We start from the raw sequence: 9,995 nt of genomic DNA on the forward strand, positions 1-9,995 counted from the left end.
ACTATCTTGAGAACTATCTTGAGAACTATCTTGAGAACTATCTTGAGAACTATCTTGAGAACTTAAGTTAGCTAAAAATGAGATTATAGTTATAAAGATAAATGTTACACAGCTTAAACTGACTGTGTAATATAAACTCGTGCTATACAGACTCAATTGGCTAGAACTTTAATCATGCCCAGGCAGGTCCAGTTATTTCATCGTGTCCCCTCAAATCAGGAAGAGTCTGTACTCATTGATATTTTTTGTTCAGTGTTGACTATTATTCATCTTACTTTCCACAGAATCCCCAAATAACAACCTTTTTCAGTTATCATTTTTGGGAGAATTATTTGAAAATTCACAGTTATTATCTCAATTCGAGCTTAGGGAAATGGCTACTGGAAGTTCTAAACGAAGTCAGAAACCTGACTTAGTTTTTAACTAGCATTGGTTTTTTCCTTTGAGTTTTCCAGGAAAACATATATTATGCCACTATGAATTATAAAATATACTCCGGTTTCTGCATCATAGATTACGCGTTCATTCATATCAACAGCAGCATCTACAAGCTCCTGGAGAGAAGATATTTCAACTCTAATAAGGGAACTTATATTTTCGGGAAGCTTACCTTTGCTGACAAATTCCTTAAAAGGTGAACGTCTTTGTTCTATTTCCAGCTTTTCGATATATAATGGCTCAGTCTTTTTCATCTTCCTGCAGGAGAGGATAGTCCCTACAAGAACTATACTGAGCAGAAAAATAGGCAATGGTTTTTTAATGCTTGACAGTGACGAGTCTTTCTGGACTCTGATCTTTTTATATAAAGCAGTACTTTCATTAAACTCCAGTTCTTCAGGCATCTGATAGTATGAAGAACCCATTACTAACGGTATAGCAAAATCTTTTGTATTGTTGACATATTTTCCGTTAACTTGTCCTTCATAATTGACGCGAGTTATGATTTCTACTGTTGCCCCCTGTGGGTATTTGAGCTGGTCCTGCACACCTTTGACCATTGACTGTATTTCGGATACATTAATGGAAAATGTCTCGGTGATAGGCTCGTCGTTTTCAATATCAACCGCTCTTTTAGACTTCAAAGGAAATTCTTTTTGCCAGAAGATTATGTCTTCTTTCCCTTCTTCCTCAGCTACTTCTTTACTGGTTGCAACAATGACTGTCTCTCTTTTTACGCTGATATTAGCAGAATCTGTAGCTTTAAGGTGGTATGTGAAAGAAACATCAACAGTAGGGGATACTGCAAAAAAATACGCAGGCTTCCCCATTTCAAGTACAGTCCCGATTGTATAAAGGGGGTTAGACTTCGTTACAGGCGCTGTATAAGTGTACGAGCCATACTGCGTATAGGAAGAAACTATTTCCTCCCTTTCTTCGTAAGCGGCCCCTGCATATGCTTCATAAGTCCAGAGTCCGGAAAAAATCATAGTTATTCCGAATATAAGGATGAGTATTCGAAACCTATCAATTACTGCATTTTTAAGCTTAAGGAGTGCAACCTTCAGAATCTTACCCCCATTTTTCCCTTATAGTGTAGTATTTGAACATTTAAATCTTTTGTTAAGTGTTGGGTTTTGGATGATATTTACTACCTAGATAATTTGTTGGTTGAAGGTAAAAAATAGAGAGATAATAGACATAGAGATAATAAACATAGAGATAATAAACATAGAGATAATAAACATAGAGATAATAGACATAGAGATAATAGACATATAAACGATAGCATAGAGTTAGATTTAGCCGAATGGTTCCCCTCGTAAGTTCATTCCAGATTGAGAGCCCTCTTACTCTGTGCAAGCAGCCAATGAACCAAGATCTTTTTTTTATGCGATCTAATTCCCGATTTCCGGCACCAAAAGGGAGACAGAAGCAATGTAAAGACTGATACATAAAGCAAGATACCGAAAGCAGTAGGGAGATAAGGACTTATTTCCGCAAGCTCAGTTATCCAGAAAACCGGCAATATATAAGGTACTGTACTCAATTTTGCAGGAGTATTTTCCGGTGCAATAACCTGAGTTGAGTTAGCTGGAGGAATAACTCCGTACCAGTGTTCAATAGCAAACTTTTGCGCCGGATTATCGGGTGTGAAAACATATACAGACGGCAGAATTCCAGAGTTTTCTACTTTGTACTCTTTCTCCAGGACTACGGGTCCATTCCCTCCCAGATTTTGCAAGAATATGCCTGTGAAAACAAACCCACTTATAAAAATAAGTGCAGACAACCTTACTCCGTTGAATACATAAGAAGTGCGTCTGGCAACTTTATTCTGCTCTCGTTCGGATTTTCGAGCTCGGGCTGGGGAGCTGTACTTAATAATGCGTTTTAATTCGTCAAGGATTATCAGGCCCGCTGGCAGAATGACAGTCAGGAAAAACAGGTTTTTATTTTTGGAAGCTTCAGGCAAATGTCCGGCAAATGGAATAACAAAAGTCAGTTTTCCCACAACATCGGATGCAGGGACTTTAAAGTCATCTATTTCCTCATTTGCATCCCCCTTCGTCTGGAAGACACGTTTTTTTCCTTCCTGTATATTTACAATCCTGTGCGTTACAAGACTGTCAGCTTTCTCTCCAGTACCCCGGAAAACTACAACATCCCCTACCGTAAGTTCATCCGGACTGATCGATTTTGCAACTATCATATCTCCTGGCAGTACTAGTGGCGTCATGCTCCCGCTCAGCACAATCAGAGCTTGTGCTGAACCTGTAAAAAATGGAATTAAGGAATTGACAAGAAACGCCGCAATCAGAAAGATAATTACAGCCTGTATAATTTCTCTCTTCTTCATGTTTCGCTTCACCCGCTAGTTCTCAAGAGGAGCTTCCTGTGTGCCAGGGTTCTTTTCTTCAGTATCTATTACAGAAGTGTCCGAACCCTTACTTTCCATAGTGCCTGTCACAGATTCCTGGCTATCTACAGACCCTTCCTGTGTTTGACTATCTTCCAGTTTTCGACTATCTTCATGTGCTTGACCATCTTCTATGTCTATTACAGGTGATTCCTGTTCTTTCTGGCCCTCTTCATCTTGCCTCTCTTCTACATCCGTTACGGAAATTTTCTGGCCATCATAGCCCTCTTCTTCGGAGTCTTCAACAGCTGGTTCCTTTGCATCCTGGCTCTCTTCTTTAGTATCGATTGTAGAAGCTTCTGGAGTATTCTGATTTTCTTCTTCATTTGTTACAGGTTCCTGACGGTCTACAGATTCTGCCTGCGCTTGACTATCTTCTGCTTCTGTCAAAGGTACTTCCTGTTCAACTTCCTGTTCGTTCTGACTGGACTCTTGATTCGTCTTAAAGATTTCCGTAACATCCGAATGATATTTCGGACCCGTTACAAAACTCTTCACAGATCCATCGTTCATAACAATGTTAATGGTGAACGGGGCCAGATTCGAAACACTGCTGTCAAAATAGAGATCAAGTTTTGCAGAGGACCCGGCTTCAAGCAGATAATCCTCCCCATCCACAATTTCCCCTACTGACCGGCTACCGCTAAAGAACTCGTTCCCGTCTATGCCTATACTCGTTATATGGCTTGAACCCTCTAGAGTAGAATCCCACCATACCTGAAATTTATCAATAGTCACATTCTGGGTATCACTTACATCAAGAGTGATTCCTTGAAGCTTTTCGCCGTTTCCGGTGAGTTTGCTGTCGGATACAACAAGGAAGCTGGATTCGTTGTTCCACGTACCTCCCTTTATTGTGTTTCCAGTACTGTACTCCATGTCACTGAAGTAAGCAAAGGTATTGTCTGTCAAACAGGCGAATGTAATTTCAGATAAAACGAGAGGGGTTAACATCATTCCAAAAAGTATTATTTTATCGAACGCCCTCATGTTTATCCTCCTTTATCTTCCTTAATTTGTTTATCTCTCTATTAATCGAATAATCTCACGTAATTCCTGCACGATCAGTGTCAGTGCAGGGAAGATCACAAGCAATAAGAGTCCCTTAGAAGTTCCTGCAAAGTGAACGAGTTCACCCAGGTATGGGATTTTGAAACACATAACTCCTATCACGTTTTCAGGACTGACAATGTAGCCGTCTGCCTTTGTGTATGCATCTCCTTTTGTCCTGTACCCCCCGATCTCCACTCCCACTATCCGGTGTGTGACTATAAATCTCTGATTTTCTTCAAATGTATGATGATAAGACACTATATCCCCAACCACTGGCTGCGTTTTTGTAGTGTCGACCACAATTATATCACTGGATGTTATTGTGGGCTCCATACTGCTTCCTGTCACAGTCATGAACTTGACTGGACCTGTAGGAACCAGGGTTGCAACTATAGGTACAACGATGACGATAAATATCAACCCGATCAAAAACTTTATTATTTTCATATACTCTCATGCCAAAAATAGAAAGGGAAAGGAAATTCACAGTTTTCTTTTTTTGCTTCCTTTCCTTCTAATTGCTCTGTTACTGACTTAGGTTCTACTGACTTGGATCTTATTTCAGGTCAAACTTCATTGTCAATATACATTCATCTCCCTGGTAATCATTTGGAGCACTTTCATCGAAACGTACTTCCATATCGAAGTCTATGGGATACGTCTGCATAGGTCCTGGTGCATCCAGATTATCCAGCGTTATACCATTAAGATCTGCAAGGTCAATGTAACCGTTCCCGTTTCTGTCAGTGATAACAGATGAAACCCCATCTTTAACTAGATTTCCAGAACTTATTCCCGATCCATATTTAATATATGACATTGATACCACTTTCAAGTACTTATCCATCCCATCAGCACCATTGAGTGTATCGCTTTCTTCATTTGCTCCTGCTTCATAGCCAGGATCTCGACAAACAGTTGAGAACGTAATCTCTACGTGATCTGCAACGGTTCCATTGTTGTGTAAATTAAGCTGACCAGATTTACTGTCCCCAGGAATCATATGAGTGAGCGTCCACTCATGGTCTATGATTGGGCCGTTATCCGTTATGTACAGATCCATTGTTCCCGCAGTAACTACTTCTCCTGAAGCTGCCTCAACATCAGTTAAAGATGCCCATGTACCTGCGGAAGCCAAAAGGAGTACAAAAGAGATTAACAGAACTGAAGGTATCACTTTCATTTCTGATGCCTCCTAAAAAATAGTGGGGTTTGTTCCCACTATTTCAATTTAAGCCTGATCCAGAGTAAACTCAGTATCAAAAGTAGTTTTGTCTGTCTGAATGCTGTTGTCAGCATCGTCAACTGCATAAGTTAGTACTATATTTTGATTACTTCCAGCCCCAAGAGCTCCAATTGACATAGCTGTACCAGGAGTTACTACATTACCATTTGCATAGATCGTCAAGTGACTGCTAAGTTCACCAGCAGCGTCAGTGTCGCCAATCTTAGACTCAGGGTCATTGACACCATTTTCATCATCTACAATGTTAATTATTTTAAGAGACAGCGTTCCATCAATTGTACCAGCATTCTCCACACTTATTGTTCCTATGGTACCTGTGGCTTGAGGATATACATTTTCTACAGTCAATGGTAGAGATGTTCCTACTCCCCCCACTACCAGATCTAATGTTCCAGCAGTAAAAGTGTTATCATTACTTGTTTCAGTATCACTGAATGCTGCCCATGTTCCAGCTCCTGCAACGGTGGCAACTACACCGACAATGAGCACGCTCAAAAGCATTTTCTTGTTAAGCATTTTCTTTCCACCTATTTGATCAATTTTATTATTGTCAATTTTATTATTGTCAATTTACTTCCTGTCAACTTACTTCCCGATCGCTGTAAGGAAAAGAGAAGAAACCCTTTTCTGAATTAGATCTTCACTCTTCATCCCCACTCCCACGATCTGAACTTGATCAATCTAATTTTCAGTTGTCAATTTGCTCCCCAAATCGTAGCAAAGGAAAGAAGAAAAGCCCATTTCTGGACTTCATCCTTTACCCCCTCCACTTCCGTTTGATCCGAGGAATTTATTCGTTTACTCCCAGATCACTGCAAAGGAAATAGATGAAGCCCATTTCTAGGCTTGATCCTTCACCCCCTCCCACGATCTGAGCTATTCCCATCTATGGCCCGTATGGAGATAGTTATTGGCAAATTAGTCGAAATTCTGGGCCATTAAGAGGAGATTAACATTAGTAAGAGGCACTGTAGGTTCAGCAGGAAAGTAACAGTAGGTTAATGTCAGGATGCTCTAGAAAAGGATAGGTTACCTGGATGTCAGGGAAAAAAATCTATAATTTTTAGTGTAAGTTCCTGCTTGTTCAGAACTTGTTTATATACTGCTTTGCGAGTGAGCAAAGAAAACTTAGGAGGAGGTAAAGCCTGGATATACTGCCTGTGCCCTGAGAGAACAAAAAGATTCCGGGAAAAGTAGAAGGTTTGAGTCGTTTCAATTCTTTAATGACGGGTTACCATCATCAGAATATGTTTCGAAAAAGAACTAAAAAGGGAACCGATAACCGGTTTTGACCGGTTTTCGGTTGCGTTGCAAACGTGGAGAGCTATTCTTCAAGCTTGCGGACATGGCGCAGATGGGCGGCTGAGGATACAAAGAAGGTTATGCTTGTAAAGAGCATCCACTGGAGACTTGAGATCCACTGGATCAAACCTGTAAAAATCGTGACACTGCCGACAATAGCAAGCGCACTCAGGCCAAGATAGAACTGGCTCCAGGGGATGTCCCCTTTTTTGACGGTTTCCATGTAAACATCAAAGTCCCGAGAAGCAGGAAGAAGTTCTACAGTGTCCTGCTCCCTATTGTAGGCAATGATTCCAAGGCTTTCCATTTTTGGAATATGTGTCTGGAGCAGTGAAATATATACGCTTTTTCTTACGTTACTCTTCGGCTCTTCTGTTTGGGACTCAACACGAGCAATTTCTTCGGACAGAGAACGTATGCTCTGGCTTCCCTGAGTGCGGAGAAATTCAAGAACATACCTTCTTCTGTCGTTTTGTAGTACTCCAAAAATATCGCTTTTTGACAGCTGCGGTTGCATCTGCATACTTCTTTGCGAATTACCTGTATAATTTACACTCTCAGTCATGAGTACACCCCACTCTTAATGAATTTGAATCTATACTCAGACATATAAACTTTTTTAATCTGTATACTATATATTTTTATGAAGATGTCGTTCACTAAAATCCTAAAATTTTTAATTAATTGAGATATTATATTCATCTGGGTAATCATATTGAAAACAAGAAAATAAAAGAAGAACAATAGAGATTATAGTCACAGAATGCTGATTTTAAATATATTTACTGGCAAGAAGATCTTAGGCTTTATGAAAAACATAGATTTTATATTATGGATTTAATAAGGAAAAAAGAGGTAATCAAGCACATAACTTTTTATGACAATTTATTTAAACTAGTTATAATTAATTTGAATAAATACATATTTTAGCCTATTAATAGACAAAATTTATATCTAATGAGAGATTCTTGCTAAGAGTGTTAACTGCGTTGCAACTGATACATCACCTCTTTTCTGACATAGATATTATTGTACCGCGACTCCAAAATTGATTCATAAAACTTGACTTTTTAATAAATTTAAAGATCGTTTTTTAAGAAATAAGAAATCGGTTTTGGAACTGAAGCACTTGAAACCCTCCAGATAAAACATAGAGTTATATAAGCCATAAAATTCAAGAACAAAACAATTGGAAAAGATCAAACAAACATGGTGAAAACCACGTAAGTTATTATTACCATACTTACACTGTATTTCAAGCCCAGATACACCGATCCCTGTCCCATCTTCCCGGCGATAATTCCGGAAGTGAAAGCTTGTACCAGAGCGGAGTGGAACATGAGCATACTGTATTCTTCTACATTAAAATATCCGCCAATTCTTCCCATTCCCTGTGAAGAGGTAGCGAAAGAAGCAGTTTGAGGGAAGAAATTAGTAGCCAAGATATAAACTATGAAAAGGAAAACGAAGAAAGCTACATAGATCGTAACAACGTAGACCACCATTGATGATGAGCGTTCTTTTTTCATATCCTCGTCATTTCTAGCCTGCTTAGCAGTAATCGAGAGTACGTTTTTAAGGTCACTTGTAGACTCATTTGCTTTTACTAGAATGTGAAGAGTTCGGCTTGAAGAAGGTGTTCTTATGTTGCTCTCAAGGTTCATAAGGGCTTTAGATGTGGAAGTGCCCCAGGAAAGATCTTCCTTTAAGTTTTTAAGTTCTTTACTAAGGATTCCCAGTTTAGATTCAGCTATTATTTTTAAGGAATTTGCAAGCATAATCCCGGACTCGTTCATACTGGAAAGACTTTTCAAAAAATCAGGCATTTTCTCGTCGATTTTGCGCATCCTCCACGCCTTGATTTCATAAAAAATTATAAAAGGGATCAGGGCAACGACAATAAAAATGACAAAATAATCATCAACAGCAGTAATTAACGTTATAGCACTGTCAGTGACATGGTCAAAACCTATGTTCAGGTGATGGAAACTAGAAAAAAGTCTGTTTCTAAGGTTTCTTGGAAGTTGAGTAAGATAGTACACTCCAAGCGGAACTCCGAAGAAAAACGTGTATCTTGGCTCATTCCTGATAGTCCTGTAAGGGTTGAACACCATGTCTCTGAACCTATAAAGTTTCCTGTACAATAGGTACGTTTTTCTCCTTTTCTGCTCCTCCTCTTCAGTAAGCCCGGAATCAATTTCTGGGATATCGGAAAGGTTTATTGTAAAACTGCGAACATTACCTTTTTTCGGAGCAATGGAAAGTTCTCCCATAGTATCGAGAAGTACTAAATATAGCAGGGTTGCAAGAGGTAATATCACATAAATAAGCATGTAAAGGATCTGAGCTGAAGCCGGCCGGAAAAACTGTAGTACAACAAGGGTTACCATTATGAAAAGAGGGCCTGCAACAAGACCTGTCACGTAGATTTCGGCAAGTACGTCAAGTCTCTGTAGCAGGTTTTTATTTGCCATCTCGGCCAGACCCTGATATTGCTCGGACTTGTTTTTTATATATTCGGTAATGGTTCCGCTGCTTGAAACAATGATCAATCCATCAATGAAGTCTTTGAAAATTTCTGAAGGGGTGCGTTCCTTGGAAACTTTAAGGGAACTTATGAAATCCTTTCCCAGGTAGTCCATATCTCTTACAATGTAGGAGATTTCTTCCGCAGTTGCACCAAATATGTATGCATGTCTGCTCAAAGACCTGAACACATCATAGATTGACATACCTCCTTTTGTCAGAGCATACATATAGTTTATCGCCGGAAGCATGGATTTATCGATAGAAGCTTGTCGATTATTAGCCTGAAAATAAGGATAAACATATGCCACGAGAAGTACTGCAAAAAAACTTACAAGAAACAGTATAAGACCAACTAGAATTGCGAGAGGATATACATATTCACCTGCAATGTCGGCACGTCTGGGATCTACAAAAAGGCTAAGTCGGGAAACTGGGTTCCCAAAGGTTTTGAATCCTAACCATAAGCCAAAAGTTCCTGAGGCAATTCCTGCAATTACTGAGTACATTAAAGTAGAAGCAAGGTATTGGTCTACTGACATAGAAATATGAGAATAGCGTATTTTTACTTTTAAATCTTGGAAATATTCTTTATTTTTATAGAAGAAGTCCCCATAAAACCGGTATGCTAGTTCATCCAGAATAGTATAAGTCATATTCCCCCTCTTAAGCAGCTATATTCTTGTATAGCAACCGTTGCGCCGGTTGATCACGCCGTTATGATGTTTTAGGTTTATCGGTAATTTTCGATCAAGCCTTTTTTTAAAAGGCTTGTGATCACGCTGTCATGATGTTTTCGATCTGGCAGTGATTTTCGCTCAAGCCTTTTTTGAAAAGGCTTGCGGTCAAGCAGTTTTTTGAAAAGGCTTGTGATCACGCTGTCATGATGTTTTCGATCTGGCAGTGATTTTCGCTCAAGCCTTTTTTGAAAAGGCTTGCGGTCAAGCAGTTTTTTGAAAAGGCTTGTGATCACGCTGTCATGATGTTTTCGATCTGGCAGTGATTTTCGCT

General features: G+C 39.4%; 9 protein-coding genes. All 9 read right to left on the bottom strand.

Annotated elements, in window-relative coordinates; genetic code table 11:
- Positions 1–419: 419 nt before the first annotated feature.
- Complete coding sequence (locus ASJ81_RS05465) at positions 420–1,427, bottom strand: DUF5305 domain-containing protein (protein WP_095643607.1); 1,008 nt, start codon at positions 1,425–1,427, stop codon at positions 420–422.
- Between the two features lie 338 nt (positions 1,428–1,765).
- Complete coding sequence (locus tag ASJ81_RS05470; protein ID WP_095643608.1) at positions 1,766–2,797, bottom strand: signal peptidase I; 1,032 nt, start codon at positions 2,795–2,797, stop codon at positions 1,766–1,768.
- A 15-nt stretch (positions 2,798–2,812) separates the two neighbouring features.
- Complete coding sequence (locus ASJ81_RS05475; protein WP_095643609.1) at positions 2,813–3,847, bottom strand: hypothetical protein; 1,035 nt, start codon at positions 3,845–3,847, stop codon at positions 2,813–2,815.
- 30 nt (positions 3,848–3,877) lie between these two features.
- Positions 3,878–4,357, bottom strand: a complete 480-nt coding sequence (locus ASJ81_RS05480; protein WP_095643610.1) for a signal peptidase I — start codon at positions 4,355–4,357, stop codon at positions 3,878–3,880.
- A 109-nt stretch (positions 4,358–4,466) separates the two neighbouring features.
- Complete coding sequence (locus tag ASJ81_RS05485; RefSeq protein ID WP_095643611.1) at positions 4,467–5,093, bottom strand: TasA family protein; 627 nt, start codon at positions 5,091–5,093, stop codon at positions 4,467–4,469.
- Positions 5,094–5,141: 48 nt separating this feature from the next.
- The gene (locus ASJ81_RS05490; protein WP_095643612.1) at positions 5,142–5,672 is read right to left on the bottom strand and encodes a TasA family protein; all 531 of its coding nucleotides are present in this window, start codon (positions 5,670–5,672) and stop codon (positions 5,142–5,144) included.
- Between the two features lie 808 nt (positions 5,673–6,480).
- On the bottom strand, positions 6,481–7,023 hold the full coding sequence (locus tag ASJ81_RS05495; protein ID WP_052723378.1) for a DUF7344 domain-containing protein: 543 nt from the start codon (positions 7,021–7,023) through the stop codon (positions 6,481–6,483).
- Between the two features lie 634 nt (positions 7,024–7,657).
- Positions 7,658–9,640, bottom strand: a complete 1,983-nt coding sequence (locus ASJ81_RS05500) for a type II secretion system F family protein (protein WP_095643613.1) — start codon at positions 9,638–9,640, stop codon at positions 7,658–7,660.
- A 77-nt stretch (positions 9,641–9,717) separates the two neighbouring features.
- A partial coding sequence (locus ASJ81_RS22640) for a hypothetical protein (protein WP_170943211.1) occupies positions 9,718–9,995 on the bottom strand: 278 nt, incomplete at its 5' end.

The sequence above is a fragment of the Methanosarcina spelaei genome (assembly GCF_002287235.1).
Lineage (GTDB): Archaea > Halobacteriota > Methanosarcinia > Methanosarcinales > Methanosarcinaceae > Methanosarcina > Methanosarcina spelaei.